General features: G+C 40.9%; 21 protein-coding genes and 1 pseudogene. 19 read left to right on the top strand and 3 right to left on the bottom strand.

The features are described from left to right. From BUB68_RS12910 to BUB68_RS12920, 3 genes are all read left to right on the top strand, one after another. The coding region (locus BUB68_RS12910; protein WP_143188171.1) for a zinc ribbon domain-containing protein at positions 1 to 276 on the top strand (276 nt) is incomplete at its 5' end. Between the two features lie 140 nt (positions 277 to 416). Continuing rightward, positions 417 to 2,219 carry a UvrD-helicase domain-containing protein gene (locus BUB68_RS12915; RefSeq protein WP_073092164.1) on the top strand — a complete coding sequence of 601 codons (1,803 nt, stop codon included), beginning with the start codon at positions 417 to 419 and terminating at the stop codon, positions 2,217 to 2,219. 101 nt (positions 2,220 to 2,320) lie between these two features. Further along, positions 2,321 to 2,908: a DUF2284 domain-containing protein gene (locus tag BUB68_RS12920; RefSeq protein ID WP_073092167.1), complete on the top strand. Its 588-nt coding sequence runs from the start codon at positions 2,321 to 2,323 to the stop codon at positions 2,906 to 2,908. 319 nt (positions 2,909 to 3,227) lie between these two features. On the opposite strand, the gene BUB68_RS15090 is transcribed toward BUB68_RS12920, so the two are convergent. Continuing rightward, positions 3,228 to 3,509, bottom strand: a complete 282-nt coding sequence (locus BUB68_RS15090) for a hypothetical protein (RefSeq protein WP_143188172.1) — start codon at positions 3,507 to 3,509, stop codon at positions 3,228 to 3,230. Between the two features lie 23 nt (positions 3,510 to 3,532). Here BUB68_RS15090 and dnaE point away from each other — a divergent pair, with 23 nt between their 5' ends. The 7 genes from dnaE to BUB68_RS12955 all read left to right on the top strand — a co-directional run bounded on the left by dnaE (position 3,533) and on the right by BUB68_RS12955 (position 10,305). Continuing rightward, entirely contained in the window at positions 3,533 to 5,215 is a 1,683-nt protein-coding gene (gene dnaE / locus BUB68_RS12925) for a DNA polymerase III subunit alpha (protein WP_073092171.1), read from the top strand. Further along, positions 5,166 to 6,185 carry a helix-hairpin-helix domain-containing protein gene (locus BUB68_RS12930; RefSeq protein WP_073092174.1) on the top strand — a complete coding sequence of 340 codons (1,020 nt, stop codon included), beginning with the start codon at positions 5,166 to 5,168 and terminating at the stop codon, positions 6,183 to 6,185. Before dnaE ends, BUB68_RS12930 begins: the two co-directional genes overlap by 50 nt. Positions 6,186 to 6,344: 159 nt before the next feature. Continuing rightward, entirely contained in the window at positions 6,345 to 7,502 is a 1,158-nt protein-coding gene (locus BUB68_RS12935) for a serine/threonine protein kinase (RefSeq protein ID WP_073092177.1), read from the top strand. Positions 7,503 to 7,594: 92 nt separating this feature from the next. Next, positions 7,595 to 8,209 carry an N-acetylmuramoyl-L-alanine amidase gene (locus tag BUB68_RS12940; protein ID WP_073092180.1) on the top strand — a complete coding sequence of 205 codons (615 nt, stop codon included), beginning with the start codon at positions 7,595 to 7,597 and terminating at the stop codon, positions 8,207 to 8,209. Between the two features lie 13 nt (positions 8,210 to 8,222). After that, positions 8,223 to 8,492, top strand: a complete 270-nt coding sequence (locus BUB68_RS12945; RefSeq protein ID WP_073092183.1) for a hypothetical protein — start codon at positions 8,223 to 8,225, stop codon at positions 8,490 to 8,492. Positions 8,493 to 8,619: 127 nt separating this feature from the next. Then, positions 8,620 to 9,720 (top strand): RNA ligase family protein, encoded by a 1,101-nt coding sequence (locus tag BUB68_RS12950; RefSeq protein WP_073092187.1) that lies wholly within the window; start codon positions 8,620 to 8,622, stop codon positions 9,718 to 9,720. Positions 9,721 to 9,729: 9 nt separating this feature from the next. Continuing rightward, positions 9,730 to 10,305 (top strand): hypothetical protein, encoded by a 576-nt coding sequence (locus tag BUB68_RS12955; protein ID WP_073092190.1) that lies wholly within the window; start codon positions 9,730 to 9,732, stop codon positions 10,303 to 10,305. A gap of 273 nt (positions 10,306 to 10,578) precedes the next feature. Here the strand turns inward: BUB68_RS12955 and BUB68_RS12960 are convergent, their stop codons facing one another. Together BUB68_RS12960 and BUB68_RS12965 are read right to left on the bottom strand one after the other, a co-directional pair. After that, on the bottom strand, positions 10,579 to 11,769 hold the full coding sequence (locus BUB68_RS12960; RefSeq protein ID WP_073092193.1) for a DUF4238 domain-containing protein: 1,191 nt from the start codon (positions 11,767 to 11,769) through the stop codon (positions 10,579 to 10,581). 132 nt (positions 11,770 to 11,901) lie between these two features. Then, a complete protein-coding gene (locus BUB68_RS12965) occupies positions 11,902 to 12,702 on the bottom strand; it encodes a coiled-coil domain-containing protein (RefSeq protein WP_073092196.1) in 801 nt (266 codons plus the stop codon). A 178-nt stretch (positions 12,703 to 12,880) separates the two neighbouring features. Between BUB68_RS12965 and BUB68_RS12970 the strand changes: the two genes are divergently transcribed. The 9 genes and pseudogenes from BUB68_RS12970 (at position 12,881) to BUB68_RS13005 (ending at position 20,368) form a co-directional block, all read left to right on the top strand. Then, entirely contained in the window at positions 12,881 to 13,159 is a 279-nt protein-coding gene (locus BUB68_RS12970) for a hypothetical protein (protein ID WP_073092199.1), read from the top strand. Between the two features lie 54 nt (positions 13,160 to 13,213). Continuing rightward, positions 13,214 to 13,774 (top strand): hypothetical protein, encoded by a 561-nt coding sequence (locus BUB68_RS12975; RefSeq protein WP_073092202.1) that lies wholly within the window; start codon positions 13,214 to 13,216, stop codon positions 13,772 to 13,774. Between the two features lie 143 nt (positions 13,775 to 13,917). Continuing rightward, positions 13,918 to 14,517, top strand: a complete 600-nt coding sequence (locus tag BUB68_RS12980; protein WP_073092205.1) for an NUMOD4 domain-containing protein — start codon at positions 13,918 to 13,920, stop codon at positions 14,515 to 14,517. Positions 14,518 to 15,141: 624 nt separating this feature from the next. After that, entirely contained in the window at positions 15,142 to 15,309 is a 168-nt protein-coding gene (locus BUB68_RS12985; protein WP_073092208.1) for an Arc family DNA-binding protein, read from the top strand. Positions 15,310 to 15,351: 42 nt separating this feature from the next. Continuing rightward, positions 15,352 to 16,776, top strand: coding sequence for an undecaprenyl-phosphate galactose phosphotransferase WbaP (gene wbaP / locus BUB68_RS12990; RefSeq protein ID WP_073092211.1), 1,425 nt, complete (start codon positions 15,352 to 15,354; stop codon positions 16,774 to 16,776). Between the two features lie 89 nt (positions 16,777 to 16,865). After that, positions 16,866 to 16,997, top strand: a pseudogene (locus BUB68_RS15095) (IS630 family transposase); the annotation flags it as partial. Positions 16,998 to 17,215: 218 nt separating this feature from the next. Continuing rightward, positions 17,216 to 18,325 (top strand): glycosyltransferase family 4 protein, encoded by a 1,110-nt coding sequence (locus tag BUB68_RS12995; protein WP_218587705.1) that lies wholly within the window; start codon positions 17,216 to 17,218, stop codon positions 18,323 to 18,325. 5 nt (positions 18,326 to 18,330) lie between these two features. After that, the gene (locus BUB68_RS13000; protein ID WP_073092217.1) at positions 18,331 to 19,503 is read left to right on the top strand and encodes a radical SAM protein; all 1,173 of its coding nucleotides are present in this window, start codon (positions 18,331 to 18,333) and stop codon (positions 19,501 to 19,503) included. A gap of 1 nt (position 19,504) precedes the next feature. Then, positions 19,505 to 20,368, top strand: a complete 864-nt coding sequence (locus tag BUB68_RS13005; protein WP_073092220.1) for a glycosyltransferase family 2 protein — start codon at positions 19,505 to 19,507, stop codon at positions 20,366 to 20,368. The last annotated feature ends 31 nt before the right edge of the window (positions 20,369 to 20,399 follow it).

Raw genomic sequence — 20,399 nt, forward strand, 5'->3', positions numbered from 1 at the left:
ATTGAATACAAAGCAAAAGAACGAGGTATAGCGGTCATCCTGACGGAAGAAAGCTATACGAGCGGTACATCATTCCTGGATGAAGAAGTCCCGGCAAAGGAAAACTATGACAAGACACGCAGGATACATCGCAGACTATTCCGGGCAAACGATGGCAGGCTCATAAATGCCGATGTCAATGGAGCTTTCCAGATAATGAGAAAAGTATTCCCGAATGTTTCGGCTGACGGGATAGAGGGCGTAGTGCTGCGTCCAGTTGTGGTAGTTGCTGCGTAGACCGCTTGCTTGGTTGAGGACTCGTCCGATACTCGGCTTGTCGAGAGCAGTTAATGAGCAACAAAATTTATAAAAATATTTAACATTTATTGTTGAGTTTATTTATAAATACAGCATGAATGAGAGAATGAGAGAGAACAATGCGTGCATCATCGGAACAGATCGAGATAATAAAAGCATCACAGGAATTGCAGCTTGGACAGGTCATGAAGATTGACGCCTGTGCTGGTTCTGGCAAGACCAGCACGCTGGTGGCTGTGGCCAATGCAAATCCGCAGAAGAGATTCCTGTACCTGGCCTTCAATCGCAGTATCGCCGACAAGGCCAATCAGGTATTCCCTGCCAATACCAGGGCTATGACTATGCATAGCATGGCTTACAGGCATTTCTTCAGCAGGGGGGCACGTCCGACCTTAGCGGCTATCAAAGTAGATATGCTTCATGACTGCTTTCCGCACAAGGAGAATTACGAGCTTTTCCTGCTGCTGAGCCGGTATAAGGAATTCCTTATATCCGCTGAGCATGATTTCCCAAACGGTGAGATAAAAAAGATTTTTGAACTGGTGGCGGAGGGAATCCTGCCGATGCCTCATGACCATTATCTGAAGCTTTTTCAGATGCTTTCGCCGGAAGAACAAGGTTTGGGCAGGATATATGACTGCATTCTGGTCGATGAGAGCCAGGATTGCAATCCTGTGACGCTCAGCATCATCAATCGGGCTTCTTGCAGCCGGATTTTCGTCGGGGATTCGCATCAGTCCATCTATGGCTTTCGCGGGGCTATCAATGCTTTGGCGCGGCAAAAAGCAGATGTGACACTTCATCTGACCAATTCCTTTCGTGCCCGGCAGCCGATTCTGGACAGGGCTAATCTTTATATGACGGTGTTCATGGATATGCTCTACGATGGGCAGGTGCCGTACTATCCCATGAATTCCATGATCAATGAGGATAAACTGAAGAATAAGCAGATCGCCTGTATTACCCGGACGAATTCGGCGCTGGTGGATTTGATTGATGAGTATCGGGAAAAGCCAGAGCGGGTTTATCTGGTCAAGAAGCCCGATGACGTATTCAAGGCGGCCATCGCGGTCAAGGAATTCCTCTTTGACCGGCGCAATGACTTTGTGGGCGAATTCAAGTTCCTGAACCGTCTGCATGGCAAGGAGGAACTGCAGGACTATGCTGAGAGCACTGCAGATGTGGAGATCCTGTCTGCGATGAAGATTGCGGAGAATTATGAAGATGACTTGTATGAACTGCTGGATATCGCCCGTAGGATGAACAATCCAGACGCATCCGTGGTGCTGACCAATGCGCATACCAGTAAAGGATTGGAATGGCATACTGTTAAATTGATGGATGATTTCCCGGATTTGGGTTTCCGCTATATGAGCTGTCGGTTTGGTTCGGCAAAGCTCCGGTCAGGCATGAGCCATTTGGAGCAGCAGGATGAGCGGTTCAAGGATTTCATTCAGGAGCTCAACCTCTATTATGTTGCGATTACCAGGGCACAGATAAAACTGGTGGATATGACAGAGAATGCGGCTTATCAAAGCCGGACGGCCATCCTGGAACATCTGGATGAATGTGAGGCAGCGGTCAGGAAGGCGCGGGACAGGCGCAAGCTCCGGAAAGATATCGAACATGAAAAGGCATGGGAGGCACAGAATACCCGCAAGCATCATAAGACGTCGGAACTGCGGATGTGGGAGACCGAGCGGGATACAGTCCTGAATCGTATGCGGAAAAATATCAAGGATTGTGCAGTCTCAGCCAATAATTTCAAGGAATTCAAGGACCTGCTCAGTCTCGGTGGCATACTGCTCCAGAAAAGGAAAAGCGGCTGGGCGTATGTAGATTTCTATGGCAGGGGGATAACTGACGAAAGACTGGGCAAGGAATTTACCAAGGATTGCATCATGAAAATGCTGCAAGGCTGATGGTAAGACTTGGGTAGTAGCTATCTATGATGCTTTCGCGTTTTTGGGCAGCATGGAATCAAAAATTGCTTCACAGATGATTGATAAATGGATGTGGTGATATGGATTACACGGTAGAGTACCGGAAAAGCAGCTTGCCAATGAAGCAGTTCAGAGCAAGATATCAGGATGCTGAAAAGTTTTTGGCCTACTGTAAAGAGTGCCCGAAATATGGAACGGTATGGAGCTGTCCGCCCCTGTCATTTGATGCTGATGCGTATCTAGACCGCTTTGCCTGGGTAAATATCGTTGGAGCAAAGATACAAATAGAACCGCAGGTAATAGAGGCGGCGGATACGCCAGCGAAAATCCAGGATGTGGGTTGGAAAATCGTGTCTGCAGTCAAGCTGGATGTAGATGAAAAGATGCGAGGCCTTGAGGCGCAGTATCCTGAAAGCGTGTCATTGTCTTCCGGCGGCTGCATCTTATGCGATAATTGCACCAGACAAACGGGAAAGCCCTGCCGCCAGCCGGATAAGATGCGTTACTCCCTGGATGCCTTTGGCTTTGATTTGAGTGCCATAACCAGTGACATGCTGAACATCGATATCCAGTGGTGCAAGGAAAGGCTGCCGGATTACTTCACGCTGGTTCATGGAATAATGACAATGGATGAGATAAAAGACCAAGTCTGGTCTGCAATGAAATAAAGACCTAACCTCCAACGTGATGAGGTTAGGCCTCTTTTTTATTTCCAATACTGATTGAACGTTCCTTGCGGGTAATCCTTGGGATGAACCCAGCCTACTGTGCCATCAGCTTTTCGGAGGCACATCCATAAGTCAATGCCCAGAGCTGGGTCAGTTGGTTCGCCGATATAGGTGCCCCACGGAGCATTTGGATGTGAACTGGAGAAGTTTGCGGTATTATATCCTTCCAGCCACCAAAGAAGCTGATCGTTCCATAGTGCAAGATATGTGCCCTCGCCGGTGTATTGCAGTAAATAGATTACGGTGCCAGGGGATAGCGTTATGAACTCAGGGGGGAGGAATGCTGGTATTTATAAGCTTTGGTCATTTTCAGTACCTGAACGGCATGGCGGCTAGGGTGCGTATAGACGACGCAGGAGATGCGATTGACAATCTCGCCGGCTGAAATACTGCCAGCTAAGCTATTGCCATTCGGTGCTGTGTAGAGATTTACAGAGTTCTGGACTTTTAATTTTACATTGACTGCGGCTTCAGCGGGCATCCTGTCCCAAACCGTGTAATTGGCTGGAGCATCCGCGGCCAATACATGTGATGTTGCCAAGAAGAATAAAGCAATGAGTGATAATGGAAGTACAGGTAATTGCTACGAACGACGTACACTACACCCTCAAAGAGGACTGGGATGACCACGACACCCTTCTCTGCATTGGAACAGGGAAGAAGAAAGCAGATACTGACCGTATGCGTTATTCCAACGACTTCTGGATTAAGTCTGAAGAAGAAATGTACGAAAGCTTTGCTGAGCAAATGCAGAAGACTGACTTTGATGCTGACGATGCAGATGAGTATACGAAGTTCTATAAGGTAGCCATAGAGAACACTCAGTTAATAGCTGATAAAGTGGATGGCAACATCAAGCTGGGCAGTGATAAGCCGCTGTTCTCCAACGTACAGGTTCCGAAGGGCTTTACCCCGGAAACGTGGCTCACGCAAAAAGCATTCATGGGAATGTATAAGTACCTTGCTAAGCATCCGGAATACGATGTGAAGGAGTACGAAGCAAGACTGGCAAGTGAGCTGGATATTATCAACTCCAAAGGCTTTGCACCGTATATGCTGGCCGTGGAAGAGTATGTAACCTGGGCCAACGAAAACAACTGCCCCACAGGGCCAGGCCGTGGTTCTGCTGCAGGTAGCCTTGCACTCTTCTCTATTGGAGTAACGAAGAACATCGATCCGATTCAAAATCAGTTGCTGTTCTCCCGCTTCCTCACGGCAGACCGAAAAGATCCGCCAGATATCGATACGGACTTCGAGTACGAGCATCGCGATGATGTTATCGAACATCTGAAGGACTACTATGGCGAAGAATGTGTGGCTCACATCGGCACTTATTCTGCTATGGGTGTTAAGTCTGGGCTCAAGGATGTAGCCCGTGTTCTAGATATCGATTTCAAGACTATCAATGATATTACAAAGGCCATTGATGGCATTAACGACAGCCCTGGCCTCAAGTTCAAAGACCTCGACGCAATGAAGGATGGCGATGAAAATGAAAAGAAACCTTGGCAAGATTTTGACCGTATTGAAAGCAATAATAAAGAGCTCTTCCGCCTTGCTCGTGCTTTTGAGGGCACTCCTCGTAATCAGGGAGTTCATGCATCCGGTGTCCTTGTTACGCCGATGCCTGTTACTGACCTTTTCCCGGTGCGTTATAAAGATGGCGTAGCAATCGCCCTTTATACTGGCCCACAGCTTGAACACTATGGGGCAATCAAATATGATGTGTTGGGGCTCAAGACGCTGGATATCATACAAAAGACGATAGATGCAGTTGATGCTATCGAAGATTTTAACGACTTATATGACAAAGCTGATATCGAAGATGCAAAGGTCTGGAAGTACATTGCTAATAAAAATACGGAAGCAGTCTTTCAGATTGAGTCAGATATGATGAAAGGCATCGTTGATCGCATTCAGCCAAACTGCTTTGGCGATCTTGGCGCTATCTGTGCTATCGGCCGCCCAGGGCCAATCAGTATCGGACTGGATAAGAAATATGCCGACGTAAAGAACGGTAAAGCCGTAATCGAATATCCTATCCGTGGGTGCGAAGATATTCTTGATGAGACTTTCGGTAACCCTGTATACCAGGAACAGTTGATGGCCATCTCAAAGAAGATTGCAAACTTCAATGATATGCAGGCTGACTCCATTACGCGTAAGATACTGGGCAAAAAAAGTGGAGTTATTCCCTATGATGAAGCGGTGTCACGTATACGGCAAGAAGAACTGCGAAGGTCCTGAAGGCTGGGAGAACGACGATAATGCACCGTGGTACGATCCGAAAGGAAAGTATGGCGGAGAAATTACAGGGGCACTGGTTAACGGATATTCAGCAAAAGAAGTGCTGGATTACTTCGATAAAATCGAGGGCTTCGCAAAATATTGCTTTAACCGCGCCCATTCTAGCTGTTATGCATATGTAGGATACTTAACAGCTTGGCTGAAGTATTACTATCCGGCAGAGTTCATGGCCGCCGTATTATCCATGCAGGATAACAATGATGACATCGCTTACTATACGGATATCTGTGAACATAAGATGGGCATTATCATCAAGACTCCAGACATCAATGAGTCCGGCGTAGACTTCAAGGCCAATGGTAAATCTATCCTGTATGGTCTGGGCAGTGTAAAAGGCGTAGGCGATGCAGCTATCCCCGAAATTCTTGCTAATCGTCCATATGCTTCCGTAACGGATGCCATTGAGCGTATCCCGAAGAAAGCTTTTAACAAGCGTATTGGTGAAAACCTCATCAAGGCCGGCGCTTTCGATTGGGAAGATGAAAACCGACTTGCTATCCTCAATGAATTCCACGTTGCCCGCAAAGATAAAATTGAGCCCTTCGTAGAAGAAGGATATAATGACAGCCTTACCATGGAGTTTGAGAAAGAGTCCCTGGGTACTTACATCACGGTTAAGCCCTGGTGGGATGAAGTAGCAGTAAACCAGAAGATCACATTCAGAGGCAGCATCCGCAAACTGAATGAACGAGCAGACAAGCGCGGCCGCCTGATGGCATTCCCTGAACTTGTAAGCGGTGGCTGTGAAATCAGCGCACTCATGTTCTCCAGTGTTTATGCTAAAGTAGCTATTGAAGTAAGCAATAACTACCTTCGACAGGCAGAAGTAGAATTTGAATTCACTGGCAAGAAGGATGAGAAGGGTAAGTTTATTATCGATATTATCAAGATGGTAATGAAGAATAAATAGCTATTATTATATATAAAAGCTTATAATACAATATTATAATAACGTATTAAAATAGCTTATAGATAGCATTGATAAAAAGTATTTTACCTTATTTGAAGTCTAATGTATGATTATAATCAGATTAAAACGAATGATAACAGAGAAAATGGGGGAGCTTTTATGCTGAAAGAAAATGAGGATTATCGCTTTAATAATGGAAAAGCATCTTTTTGCATTAAGCAAAAATGGATAGATTTTATTATTCCTAAGTACCATCTTATAAATGTGATAGGAGTAGGGGCTAATGGAGTTGTTTTTCGAGCTCATGAAAAATTTACTGACCGTGATGTCGTTATAAAGGCATGGGTACCAAGAAGTAAAGACTTAAAGAGATATCGTGATCAGTTTTTTGAGGAGATAAGGAAGATAAGTAAAATGTCTCATCCGAATATTGTGACGATATATGATGCCAATATATATAGAGATAAGATATGTTGGGCTGTTTACAATTACATTGAGGGAATTTCGTTAGAAGAATGGCTAAACAATCATCCTTCGGAAATACAAAGGATAAGCATAGCGAAGGATATATTTAAAACGGTATTGTTTTATCAAAAAATGGGCATTTTACATGGTGACCTACACAATAGAAATATTTTAGTTGGGAAAAATGATGAAATTTGTATCATAGATTTTGGGACAAGCAAGTTTGGTAAAAAAAAGAAAACACTTAATAGAGAGATTTGTTTGATGTTGGAGTTAGTTGATGATTTGTTAAGTTGTTTTTCAGTATACAGTAAAAAACATTTTCTCTTGAATGTAAATTATTCAAATCAAATGGAATATAAAGTGGATAAGCATCTGGAAAAATATTTTACGATTTCGCCGTGTTGCCTTTCGTCGAGTATTATCTATTATATCAATATACTTGAAATGTTGACATATTGTGTCCATTATAGCTCGGAAGACTTTGTCGATTATTGTAAATGGTTATATAATGCTTCGTATCTCAATATATATAAATTAATTGAAATTTATGTCAAGCAAGATACTGAATCTGGATGTACACAAAATATAGAAGCAGTAATAAGAGAAGGAATTGGAGAGGATATCTTTTTAGATTATGATGTTGATGCAGAACGAAATGAACATCTTTCGAGGGTAATGAATATAGCAATAGCTGAATTAGCAGGATTATTGAATACAAATCCTTCGCGAATCGTAGAAGATTGCAGAAAAAATCTTTGGGAAAAATATATTATAACGACACGTATACGAGAAATATTAAGCGAGGAGGATGATAATAATAGATGGCTTTTTCAGATGGATGAAGTTTGAATAAAAAGAAGAAAGTAAAATAGAACCGCCATTTCGGTAATACAGAAAGTGTAAGAATTAACATCTGTATTATTGGAAAGGCGGTTTTTATTTTGGCGCATGTAGTAAGCAAGTCCGAAATGAGACATGTATCCGTAGAGGAACTCCGTCAGATGGCTTCCGATTACCGGGAGAGCATTTGGGCGCAGGCGCAGTCAGTTGGTCGTGAGCCGAAGATTTATCTTCACTGGACGGCCGGCCATTATGGTCAGTTCTGGGACGACTATCATGTTCAGATTGACGAAGACGGCGAAATCTATGTTTACGGCGAGCTGGATGACATTTTTGCGCACACTTGGCGTCGCAACACTGGCGCTATCGGCGTAACCCTTCTTTGCGGTTATCTGGCTAACACGAATGACCTTGGCCCGGAAGCCCCGACTGCAGCTCAGATTGAGTCAATGGCTCTTGCTATTGAAGCACTGGCAGACGGATTGTGGCTGACTATCAGCAAAGAGTATGTCGCAACCCATGGCGAGGCAGCAGACAACGAATGCAACGACTGGTGTCATGAGAACTATGGCCCGAAGTCAACGGTAGAGCGTTGGGATCTGGAATACCTGCAGACGGATGAAAGCCCTGCTTATAATCCGTGGGCCGAAGATGGTTCCCGTGGCGGTGACGTCCTCCGTGGCAAGGCTCAGTGGTATCGCAATCAGCGTGTCTAAGAAAGGATTTATCATGACACAGGAAACTCGGTTCGAAGCAGTTCAATCTTCGCTGACGGCTCTTAAGGCTGTTCAGGATTCGGCAGTACAGGCAGAGGCCGCTAAGCTGGAGAAAAACATCAAGGCTATCATTGATACGAATAAACCAATGGTAGTTGCCTATGCAGAACAGATTAAGGCATTTGATGCCGGCCTATTGGCAAAGTATGGTGTTCCCATGGCTCGGCTCATTGAGTTCGGCATGGTTGCTCTCGTAGCAGCTAAGATGTATCTGCTTGGCTAATAGCTAATAAGTCGCTCATTATAGGGCGACTTATTTTTTTATGCTATTTTTCTACAAAATGTAAAAAACTGGGACCTGTTTCAGTAATAGGGAATACGTAAGACATAAAAACGAAAGGGGAATATGTTTGCGTAAACTCGCATCTATTCAAGTCATTAAGAAGATTGAAGCTATCGAGGGAGCTGATCGCATTGAGAAAGCAACTGTGCTCGGCTGGCATGTGGTAGTCAAGAAGGGACTCTACAAAGAGGGAGACTTAGTAGTATACCTGGAGATTGATTCTGTACTGCCGAAGGATTTGGCAGAGCGTGCAGGATTTACCGATAAGTATTTGAAGACGCGTCGGTTTAAGGGGATCTACTCGCAGGGCATGTGCTTGCCTATTAGCGAGCTGCCGGACTGGTTGCAGAAGAAGGGCGTCACGGAAGGTCAAGACGTATCCACGGAGCTCGGCATCACGAAGTACGAAACAGATATCCGCAATGATGAGCAATGGTGGAAGAAACATCGCAATAAGGAAGTACCGAACAAGTGGTACATGAAGTTCCGAATTGGACGCTGGTTATGGAAGAAGTTCATCTACAAGCCTGTGTCTGGCCCGTTCCCAACCAACCTTGTACCTAAGACGGATGAAACCCGTGTGCAGGTGCTGCAGGATATCCTGGACAAATACGAAGGCTTTACTTGTCAGTTCACAGAAAAGCTGGATGGTAGCTCCATTACGTTCTGGCTCGACAAAAAGGGCAAGCTTCATGTCTGCTCCCGGAATCGTGAAATCTTCGACAAGGAAGACTTCATGTTCAAAACAGCTTCAAAGCTGGCAGACAAGCTCATTAAGACAAACATCTATCAGGGTGAAATCCTTGGCCCCAACATTCAGGGGAATAAGTACGGGCTCAAAGATTACGAGATTCGCATTTATCAGTGCTATGTCCCCGAAGAGAAGCGATACTTCACTCCGCACGAACTCTCTTATAATTGCTGGAAAGACGGTCTTAAGCAAGCACCTGTACTGGGTGAATTCAAGCTTACAAACAATATCGATGAGCTGGTAGACATGGCCATTGGCATGAGCGTATTGGATACTCGTGGCAAAGATACGCAGCGTGAAGGTATCGTTATCCGCCCCGTGGTGTATGTTGATGGACTACATGACAAGCGCTTTGTTGGTGGCCGCCTGAGCTTTAAGGTTATCAATCCCAAGTTCCTGGTCAAATATAATCTGTGAGGTATGAACATGAAAGATAAACAAAATCAAAAGACACAGGCCTTAGTCATTGGTAACCGCTTTCCAATCACTATGAAGATGGTTCCATTCAATACGCCACACTTCCAGATTATCGGCAACGAAAGTGCGGCTCTTATCTGGCATATCAAGAATCCGACACCGTTGGAGCTGGATGATTTCAAATATGGCCAGGTAAAGATTGGCATGTCCCGGTTCGGCAAGATGCTGTTCTTCTCAATAAACCAGCAGCCATTTGCTGAAGGTGACAGTCCGTACCACGCACAGGACTACAACTTCCCGAAGGATATGCACATGATGAAGGCTGCCACCGAAGTTGGCCTGCCGCTTTATATTTGCGTAGTAGATCAGCATAATACGCTAAGAGCATTGCGCTGCATCAATCTCAACAAAGCGGTAACAGACTTTATTGCGCAGACGTTTGAGGCGCAGCGTACACCGGATGGGCGGATAACGGCGAACGAAAAGCTGAACACCATATCAGATGTATTCAAGCGATTCCCAGAGTCCAGCGACCTCATGGCTGCCGCTACGGCTACTTGTTTCATCAAGTCTAAGAAGGGCTAGGTGTTATGAATAGAATCAGCGAAGCAGATAAGAAGAAAACCCGGCAGGCCCAGGAAACTGAACGCTTACGTAAAGAGACCTGGCTTGTATATCGGACAATTACTGCACGATAAGCAGTTCATTATAGATTCAGTCGACTATGAAATGGTCAGGGGCTACACATGGCGGGCCGGTCGGGGGAATTACGTCTACACTTTAGTTACTGAAGTGTAGACTCCTTCACCGCCTCATCATGGGCCTAAAAAATGTTTTCTTTTAATTATGTTACTGTTTCTATATTGACTTTAAATAGGTCATTTTAAATTTTTTCACGTTTTTTTCAGAAGTAATAATATCTTTTTTATTTATTCTCCAGTATTTATCCATAAATGCAATTATTTTTCTATATCCATTCTTTATGTTATCGATATCTTCCTGTGAAGAAACTTCTTTGATTTCATTAAAGTTATTATCTCTCATCATTATAAGAGCTGTCCTTTGCCGAATATCATATTTACGATTCAGCCCGTATTTACAAGTTTGAGGAATATTTTCAATATATTTTGGTATTTTGAAAAAAGGCAATTTAAAGTTATATGGTACTCCCCTTGCTTTTATATGGTGTAATTTGCCGCTGTTGTTGTCAGTGGCTTGATTTATAATATTGGTTTCTTTAATTTTTTTTCGCATATTGACTAATTCATTATCGTTTATATATAATTCTAGGTTTGATTTTTTATCGGATAAAATGTAACTCTCCGCATTCAAGAATTGATATTTATTTAGTTGGTGAATGTATTTTACATCAAAAATATCAATTGTATCAGGCGTTTTTGAATATATTTTTTTGTCATATATGGCTACTATTATTTCTTTAGAGAGAGGTATTAACATAATAATCCCAGCGTTTATCATACCATATGATTGGTTATTAAATGGATTTATTGTAACTACAGGCATATCGGATGTTATAAATGAGACGTCACTATGATTAATAATACAACAACCAGATAAATCCTTAACTTTATAAATGAGTTTATCACAATACTCTATGAGCATTTTAGGTGTGATATTAAAATTATTTTTATTATTTATGTAGTCATGTTTTAATATGGAACATAATAGTTGTTCTTCTATTTTTTTTACATGATTTAACATAGCTAATGTTCTGTTATTTTGATATACAATAAATGATTTTATACTAGCTAAATCTTTTGGTGATATTTTTTTGCGGTAAATTAATTCTTTTATTGTATTAGACCATTGTCCTTCTAAGGTCTTAAAGAAATTTTCAATACGTGATTCGGTATCATAAAAATCAATCTCATAACATATCGATTTTATAGGGATGTTATCGTTCGCAATATTTTTATTCAAATCACCAAATGATATACCTTGTTTTTCTTTTTTTGCTGTTGGATTAGACGAAAAGTTTCTCATATAAAATTGAGGAACATAATGTTGCCTGTGTGTAATATCGCTCATTATTATAATCTTCCTCCTCATAAAGATATGTGTGCCAACACTTTCAAAAGTGACAAAATATTATCTCTGTTGGGAATTACAGGTAAGTGTAAATTACGCAAGTGTTATATAGAAGTTATGGTATGTAAAGGCCTAAAATCTCTCTAATTTGCTAAAACGCTCCGCGATAGAGTCTTGTAATTTTGCAATCTTTTCCTGTGCTTCCTGTTGAGCTTCTAAGCGTGCGGCTTGAATGTTTAGTTCAGAAGTCTTCTGCAGGTGTTCGCAGTTACTCTGTAGTATCGCAATCTTGGCGTTAGCATCGTTCAGCTGAGCAGTGAGTTCGGCAATCTTCTTTTGATAATCGTCGCCAGCTAAAAGTTCATCTTCCAGTTCCTTAATCCTCTGCTCATCCGCGGAGGATTTTTTAGTGAGCGTAGCAATGAGTGTTTCCTTGTCGGCCAGCTGCTGGTCTTTCTCTTGAAGGCGCATCACAAAGTCGGCTTCCATGGATTTTTTGCTGTCGGAAACGGCGCGGAGATCATTCTCCTGCTCTACCAGCTGCAGCTTGTATTCCTCAACAGCATCTTTCAATACCTTTTCCTGCTCCATTAAATTCTTCTTGGCTTCCTGCAGACTGTTAATAAGCGTGTTATCAGCTTCAAGTCGGCCAGCGAAGTGTTCTCTGATGCGGTCTTCTGCAGCAACATTGATTTCCAGGGAATGAATATAAGCATCCTCAATCTTGTTGAGGTACGAGCGAAAGGTTTCAATCTCCGTTGCCCTGTCTGGAACAGCTACCTTTGCTTTATTGACTTCCCATAAACGTATAAGAGCAGTTAGTGCTTCGCCCTGGGAGCCGAGCTGGTTGTCGGCGGCGATCGCCTTTAACTTCTCAAATGTATCCTGCGGCGCACGCAGGCTCTTAACTGTGCTGTTGTCTTCCTTCTCCATGAGGAATCACCTCCGTAATCTATTATGGTACATTGTATCATAGACATTACCTTCTATCAAACCTAATTATATTATAAGAAAATACATTGTAATACACTGTAGTGTGATTTGTGGTAGTCATGAGGTGGTAATAATGAACTGAAGAATGTATATATTTATATAAGGAAGGAAAAACTAAATGAGTAAAATGCAAGAGTATCTAATCGAGGCATTGATGGCGGCATTTCTGATCCTGTTCGTCCTTTGGGCAGTAGGATATGTGTGCAATGCAGTTTACGGCATGCACTTTGAATTACAGAGTTGCTGGGGCGGTTTTCAGGCTATCGGCGGTGCCGGTACCTTGGCTGCCGTGAAGTATATCATGGACAGCTGGAAGAACAGTCCAGTTGGCGAGAACCCTATTGCAACGCTGAAAAATGCAACTGCAAGTATGGTGCAGTCAGAAGAAAAGAAATGAGGACGGCGTCCCGTGAGGGGCGTTTTCTTTTGAGAAGGAAAGAGGAAAAAGAGAATGAGTGAGAAAGTAAAAAAAATAATGATGCGTGTGGCAGGAGTTTTACTGGTGCTATTAATAGTGTACGGGGGATATTTTATGCTGACGAAAAAGAGCGAGCCGGAAATAGTCCGAGTACCAGCAGACATATCCACCAAAGAGGTAAAGAAATATTTCCCAATGGAGTCTGAAGCCACAGTAAAAGATATAACTCATCAGATGGAAAGAGCGAAAGAAAAACAGGCTCCCCAGTACCATTACTACACGATAACGCAGAAGGAAGCTGACGCAAAGGCCAAGGAGTATGCCAAGGCGCAGAAGGCCGACAAAGTAGTCAAAGAGTCTAGGGAAGTCGTAATAAAAGATGACGCCGGCAATAAGACCAGCGTCATCGAAAATGATTACTATGCTATTAATATGGAACGAAAACACCGGATCAAAACTGGTGTTGCAGTGGTGGATGACGATACCTATATCAAAGTCGCATACCAGAATCAAGATGTCGAATACGAAGTATATCATTCTCCTCAGACTGGCAAAACAGGTGTAGGTGTAGAGGTCACTATCGCAAAATGGTGATGTCCTAAAATGTGAGTTGCAATATAAAAGTCGACAGAAAATTCTTGTACATTGCACATGCGCATGCTATACTGAGCAGAGTAAATTGTGAAACTATTTGTATATTGTATACATGTGATATCTGTGATTGGAGGTTTAGATGGATGCAGGAAGAATGGCGTACTATCAAAGAATTCCCGCTATTTGAGGTAAGCAATCTGGGGCGAGTGCGCCGTATAAAAACAGGTCGGCTTCTTAAAATCCGAATGGACAAAGGTAAAGGGGCTGGCTCATATATTGTGCGTATCTGCGTAGAGAATAAGCAGTATTATCGTTCGGTAGCAAAACTGGTGGCAGAATCCTTTATAGGAGAAATGCCAAATCCTAATAGTATTGTCATGTATAAGGATCACGACCGTAGCAATTTGAATGTAGAGAATCTATATTGGGCCGAACGTAGTCAAGCTGCTGATACGCCTGAGGCGCAAAAACGCATGGTTGTTCAGGCAACTAGCAATGCGCAGGCAATCGCGGAAGGACGAATGCCTAGTAGGCAGTACAACTGGACGCGTCCTTTGGCTGCGATAGATCCTAAGACGAATGAAGTCGTGGCTGTATTTAGCGGTGTGGTAATGGCAAGTAAGTTTGCAGGTGTCCATTATGCCCGTATTATTGATGCCATCAAGCGGCAGGGTACTTCTGCAGGTTATAAATGGCGAAGGCTAGACACTCATGAGTGGCAATTAAATTTAGATTCTCCTTAAAGAACTTACACAATTAGGTGGTTATGTGCTTGCACGATGCTTCCTAAAAAGAATGTTAGGGCAGGCTGCTGTGGATGTGCCCATTGCAAAATGGTAAAGGAGGTAAGTGTGAATAAGAAAAAGTTGTCTTCAGAAATATACAAGTATCCTGCAGTAGCTGTGAATATGAGGTAAAGTCGCTCTCTGGATGTGTGGCCAGGAGAGCGACTTGTTGCATTTTGTGAACGATATGTAATTGAGCGACTTGTTGCATTTTGTGAACGATATGTAATTTTTAGCTTTAGACGGAATTATATAATCAACGAGCAGATATTAGTTGTGAAAAACGCTATTTCGTGTTAAATAGTAATGGAATTACGTATTAATATAGTAATGCAATTTTTATTCTGGATGAATTAGGCAGGTGCAAATAAGTGGGAGGTAGATTAACACTATTTATATATGGGGGAGAAATGAATATTGTTATAATATCATCTTAATTTTATACAATACAAATTAGAATACATGAAAGCTGAGAGTGGACAAGAATGCAAAAAATAATCAAAAAAACATTGCATCCATGAAAAAAAGATGATATTATTACACAGTATGATAAAATAGAAGTGGAATAGGGGAGAAATCATAATGTTTCAAGTACGGCAAACCGAAGAAATGATAAACAAAACCTTTCGCCTTCCACAAAGCCTGCTGGAAGAACTGACTAAGGTAGCGGAGGCAGAACATGTATCTGTCAATAATCTAGTGCGTCAGTGTTGTGAGTATGCATTGGCGAATATGAAATCAGAAAAGTAGGGTGTGTTGTTTGATGGCAAATATAGGCAAGAAAGGAAATACATGACATTGACAGCGAAAAAGAATGATAATGCTATTCGTCAAAGATTGCGCCCATACTTGTCGCCAATAGTTTATATGGGGGCAGATTATATCGCAGTTATACTGACCGGACTGATTTCAACTGATTTATATGACTTGTCTATTAATGAAAGTTATATATATGTGTGGTTACCATTAACGTTTTTACTTTTTTTATCTCAGTCCAATGCCTATGCTACGATGCGTCCAATAATTTATACAGTTAGAAGTGTTTTTTATGCTACGACGTATGGTCTTATTGCTTACATTGTGGCCTTATATTTTTTTACGGATTGGATGGCAGCACGTTCCTTCTTTGCGGTGTTTTGGTTGATTCTGTTGACAATACTCTATATTGAGCGGTTGACCATCAGTTTGTGGCTAAAGCGTAGTCATCATTTGTATGAAGATGTGGTTTTTATAGGTGCAGGTAAGACGGCAGAACGGTCGCTGCATTATTTTCAGGATGACTTGGGTTATCGATATAATGTTATTGGATTTTTAGATGATAAACCGATTTCCAACAAAATTACGAAAAGATACAATTTGTTAGGAAATGTCAATGATGCAGAGAAAATTGTTAAGAGTAGTTCTGTACAGAATGTAATCATTACTGCGCCAGGGATGGACCGCAGTAAATTGCAACAATTGATTACAACTGTTCAGCCTTATGTACGCAACTTATCATATGTACCGGACTTAATCGGTACCCCGATGGCGGGGGTGGAAGCTCAATCGCTATTCAGTGAAGAAATACTTATGCTGAATATGAAGAATAATCTTGCGTTGCGGCGTAATCGGATTTATAAACGCTTATTTGATTTAATATTAACTGTTGTAGGCGGCATTGCCATTAGTCCTATACTTTTGCTTTTAGCGATATGCATTAAGCTGGACTCCAAGGGAAATGTGTTTTACAACGCAACACGCATAGGTAAAAATGGCAAAAACTTCAAGTGCTATAAATTTCGTTCCATGTATGTAAATGGGGATGAAATTCTCAAAAAATATTTAACTGAAAACCCGAAAGCGGCGCAGGAATGGCAAACATATGCCAAACTGCGGGGGTATGATCCTAGAGTAACAAAAGTAGGATTATGGATGCGTAAGTACAGTCTCGATGAACTGCCACAGATACTAAATGTCCTGTTAGGCGATATGAGTCTCGTGGGACCAAGACCATACCTGCCCAGGGAAAAGGAAGACATCGGCAAAAACATTGGTACCATAACCATGAGCTTGCCTGGCATAACGGGATATTGGCAAGTAAGCGGCCGTAACGATGTCAGCTTTCAGGAGCGTGTGGATATGGACACCTGGTATGTTAGAAATTGGTCTGTATGGCTGGATATCATGTATTTAGCTAAAACATTTACGGCCGTCATCTTCGGCAAAGGAGCGTACTGACAGAAGCCCTCCTATTCAGGTGGCAGTGGTCACAAAGTGACTAAAAGGAAGAGGTACAGATCCTAGGCTGAAAAACTCAATATCCACTACGCCCAAAACACGGCAGTTGGCTAAATATGGCCGAAATTGATCTTAATGTGATAGCAAGACAGTGCCTTAACAGACGTATTGAAAGTGTTGAGAAAAGGGAAATCCAAGCATGGGGAAATAAACGAAATAAGAATCCTATGCCTATTTGTTGATTATTTATCAAGGAAAAAGCAAAATTGGTTTCGTTGTATCTAGACCTACCGGAGTAGAAATTAATTAATATATGGAAGAGGTTCTGTGGTTCTACACTATATTGAATTAATAATGAATTAATAATTGTCAGGGGCCGAAATCGTTCTTTGCAGTATACTATCTGTTATTTATGAGAGGTTATATAAGGATAAAAATTATGAATATTGCTATGTTTGGTCAGAAAAGAATGCCTAGCCGTGAGGGGGGAGTTGAAATAGTTGTTGAAGAATTATCTACTCGTATGGTAAAGATGGGACATAATGTTATTTGCTATAATAGAATGGGACACCATGTTAGCGGGAAGGAATATGATAAAAAAGATTGCAATCATTATCGCGGAGTAACAATAGAGAAAGTGTGGACAATTGAAAAAAAAGGATTAGCTGCATTGTCGTCGTCATTTGTGGCTGCTTGGAAAGCTATGTGGAGTGATGCAGATGTTGTGCACATTCACGCTGAAGGACCAGCGGCGGTGTGTCTATTGCCGAAGTTAAGAGGAAAAAGAGTGGTTGTAACAATACATGGCTTAGATTGGAAACGAGCCAAGTGGGGAGGGCTGGCAAGCAAATACATTAAATGGGGAGAGAAACAAGCAGTATGTTTTTCTGATGAAATAATTGTTCTTAGCAAAAATGTACAGGATTATTTCATGAACGAGTATGGTCGGAAAACGGTATTTATACCTAATGGAATCAATGTTGCGAATATACAAGAAGCAAAGATGATTAAAGAAAAATATGGACTTGAAAAAAATAAATACATTTTATACTTAGGACGGATTGTTCCGGAAAAAGGAATTCAGTATTTATTGGAAGCATGGAGTGAATTAAAAACTGATATGAAATTGGTCATAGCAGGAGGGGCAAGTGATACTGATTCATATGTAAAAGAACTAAAAAAAAATACAGATAGTATAATTTGGACGGGCTTTGTACAAGGACGTATGTTAGAGGAATTATATAGTAATGCGTATGTTTATTGCTTACCATCTGATTTAGAGGGAATGCCGCTAAGTCTATTAGAGGCAATGAGTTATGGAAATTGCTGTTTGGTTAGTGACATAGATGAATGTGTATCTGTAGTTGAAGATAAGGCCGTTGTCTTTAAAAAAGGTGATGTTATTGATTTAAAAAACAAATTACATTATTTAATCAATAATAAAGAAGTCGTTAAGAAATATAAAGAAGTAGCTGCGTCGTATATATGTAAAAAGTACAATTGGGACGATGTAGTTAAAAATACTATTAATTTATATAATGGAGATTGATATTAATGTCAAAAAAACTTAATGGGACTGTTATAGTAACGTATAGATGTAATGCAAGATGCTCTATGTGTAATAGATATAAGGCACCATCTAAACCAGAAGAAGAAATTGGGATAGAAACGATAAAAAAACTTCCTCAAATGTATTTTACAAATATAACTGGGGGTGAGCCTTTTATTCGCACCGATTTAAAAGATATTGTGCGTGAGTTATATAAAAAATCAGATCGAATTGTTATATCAACAAATGGTTTTTTTACAGACAGAATAATTGAATTGGCAAAAGAGTTTCCAAAAATTGGAATTAGGATTAGTATTGAAGGCTTAGAAAAAACAAACAATGAAATTAGAGGATTGAATAATGGATATCAGCGTGGATACAATACGTTAAAAAAACTGAGAGCTATGGGGATGTCTGATGTTGGTTTTGGAATGACTGTTCAAGACAAAAATGCGGAAGATTTAGTTCCTTTGTATGAGATATCAAATGAAATGGGAATGGAGTTTGCAACTGCAAGTTTGCATAATTCGTTTTATTTTGTCGAAACAAAAAATATAATAAAAAATCGCGAGATGGTTGCAGAAAATTTCGAAAAACTTGCAAATCGTCTCTTGTCATCTAATAGCCCTAAAAAATGGTTTCGTGCCTATTTTAATCATGGTCTAATCAACTACATTTATGGACAAAAACGATTATTACCATGTGATATGAGCTTTGATACTTTCTTCATTGACCCATATGGCGATGTAATGCCATGTAATGGGACGAGAGATAAGGAGGTGATGGGGAATTTAAATACAGAATCTTGGAATGAGTTATGGAACAGCGAAAAAGCAGAATCGGTAAGGGCTAAAGTACGTAATTGTAGAAGGAATTGTTGGATGATAGGGTCGGTATCACCTGCCATGCACAAATATATTTGGAAACCTGCGTGGTGGGTCTTTACGCATAAAATAAAAAATATACTTGGATTTAAATATAGCATGTATGAAAATGAAATTGTTCGTAAGTTACATAATGGAAAAGTAACGAATGCAGAACTGGATAAGCTTAGTACTTGTGACATAAATGCGACAGTGAATAATGGGTTGAGTAAAGCAAGTCAAGCGCAGTTGAAAGAAAAGTCGGGGGAAGAAATCGTAGATGCTGATATTGCTGAACAATTAAAGAGGGAATAACATGGAAGGGATAAAATATGCAGCCATTGTTGTGGTGTATAACAAAAATATTCAAAATTCTATTACGTGTAATTGCTTGAGAAAAATGTCTTCGTTAGATATCGAAATAGTAGTTGTTGATAATAGCGAAAAAGATATGAATAATGAAGATATATGCCATAATTTAGGTTATACGTATATTTCAATGAACGGTAATAAGGGACTATCGAAAGCATATAATACAGCAATCGATGCAGTAGATGCAGATATTTTGATATTATTAGATGATGATACGGAATTGCATAAAGTGTATTTCGATAAATTAAATAAAGCGGTTAATGAAAATCCAGATGTGGATGTGTTTGCTCCAATTGTGTATGGACAAGATGGAGTTATATATTCACCGAATGAATTTTCATTTATAAGAAATCATTTTATGAAAAATGTTCACCAAATTGTACCTCAAGAAAGGTTTAATGCAATTGCTAGTTGTTTAGCTATTCGAGAGCGTGTTTTCGCTAATTATCGTTTTGATGAAAGTTTGTTTATAGACCAAGTTGATCAATATTTTTTTTGTGAACAACGTAAATTGGGTCGGAAATTCATGAAAATCGATGTAGTTATCAAGCAGAATTTCTATCAAAGAGGAGATGTATTAGATGCAGATAAAGCGTGGAAGAGAATGAATTTGCGATTGACAGATATAATGAAACATGCGGAGTTGATGGAAAACCCAAAATACCTTTTACTTGGTTTTATAAAGTGTTATGCTTTATCACTGCAAATTGCAATGAAGAGTAGGTCTGTAATGGTTTTGGTTAAAGGGTGGTATAAAAGTATTAGATTGTTTTTTCAGTCTACCTATACGCTATATAATTTAGATTGATGATATATGTATTATTTTAGCCATGAACAGC

Origin of the sequence: Pseudoselenomonas ruminantium, from assembly GCF_900142515.1 — a bacterium.
Classification (GTDB): domain Bacteria; phylum Bacillota; class Negativicutes; order Selenomonadales; family Selenomonadaceae; genus Selenomonas_A; species Selenomonas_A ruminantium_D.

Bases quoted from the DNA above. Each gene is read 5' to 3' on its own strand.
- BUB68_RS12915 (WP_073092164.1), top strand. From the start codon at position 417: ATGCGTGCATCATCGGAACAGATCGAGATAATAAAAGCATCACAGGAA.
- BUB68_RS12920 (WP_073092167.1), top strand. From the start codon at position 2,321: ATGGATTACACGGTAGAGTACCGGAAAAGCAGCTTGCCAATGAAGCAG.
- dnaE (WP_073092171.1), top strand. From the start codon at position 3,533: ATGGAAGTACAGGTAATTGCTACGAACGACGTACACTACACCCTCAAA.
- BUB68_RS12930 (WP_073092174.1), top strand. From the start codon at position 5,166: ATGATGAAGCGGTGTCACGTATACGGCAAGAAGAACTGCGAAGGTCCT.
- BUB68_RS12935 (WP_073092177.1), top strand. From the start codon at position 6,345: ATGCTGAAAGAAAATGAGGATTATCGCTTTAATAATGGAAAAGCATCT.
- BUB68_RS12945 (WP_073092183.1), top strand. From the start codon at position 8,223: ATGACACAGGAAACTCGGTTCGAAGCAGTTCAATCTTCGCTGACGGCT.
- BUB68_RS12955 (WP_073092190.1), top strand. From the start codon at position 9,730: ATGAAAGATAAACAAAATCAAAAGACACAGGCCTTAGTCATTGGTAAC.
- BUB68_RS12960 (WP_073092193.1), bottom strand. From the start codon at position 11,769: ATGAGCGATATTACACACAGGCAACATTATGTTCCTCAATTTTATATG.
- BUB68_RS12965 (WP_073092196.1), bottom strand. From the start codon at position 12,702: ATGGAGAAGGAAGACAACAGCACAGTTAAGAGCCTGCGTGCGCCGCAG.
- BUB68_RS12970 (WP_073092199.1), top strand. From the start codon at position 12,881: ATGAGTAAAATGCAAGAGTATCTAATCGAGGCATTGATGGCGGCATTT.
- BUB68_RS12975 (WP_073092202.1), top strand. From the start codon at position 13,214: ATGAGTGAGAAAGTAAAAAAAATAATGATGCGTGTGGCAGGAGTTTTA.
- BUB68_RS12980 (WP_073092205.1), top strand. From the start codon at position 13,918: ATGCAGGAAGAATGGCGTACTATCAAAGAATTCCCGCTATTTGAGGTA.
- BUB68_RS12985 (WP_073092208.1), top strand. From the start codon at position 15,142: ATGTTTCAAGTACGGCAAACCGAAGAAATGATAAACAAAACCTTTCGC.
- wbaP (WP_073092211.1), top strand. From the start codon at position 15,352: ATGACATTGACAGCGAAAAAGAATGATAATGCTATTCGTCAAAGATTG.
- BUB68_RS12995 (WP_218587705.1), top strand. From the start codon at position 17,216: ATGAATATTGCTATGTTTGGTCAGAAAAGAATGCCTAGCCGTGAGGGG.
- BUB68_RS13000 (WP_073092217.1), top strand. From the start codon at position 18,331: ATGTCAAAAAAACTTAATGGGACTGTTATAGTAACGTATAGATGTAAT.
- BUB68_RS13005 (WP_073092220.1), top strand. From the start codon at position 19,505: ATGGAAGGGATAAAATATGCAGCCATTGTTGTGGTGTATAACAAAAAT.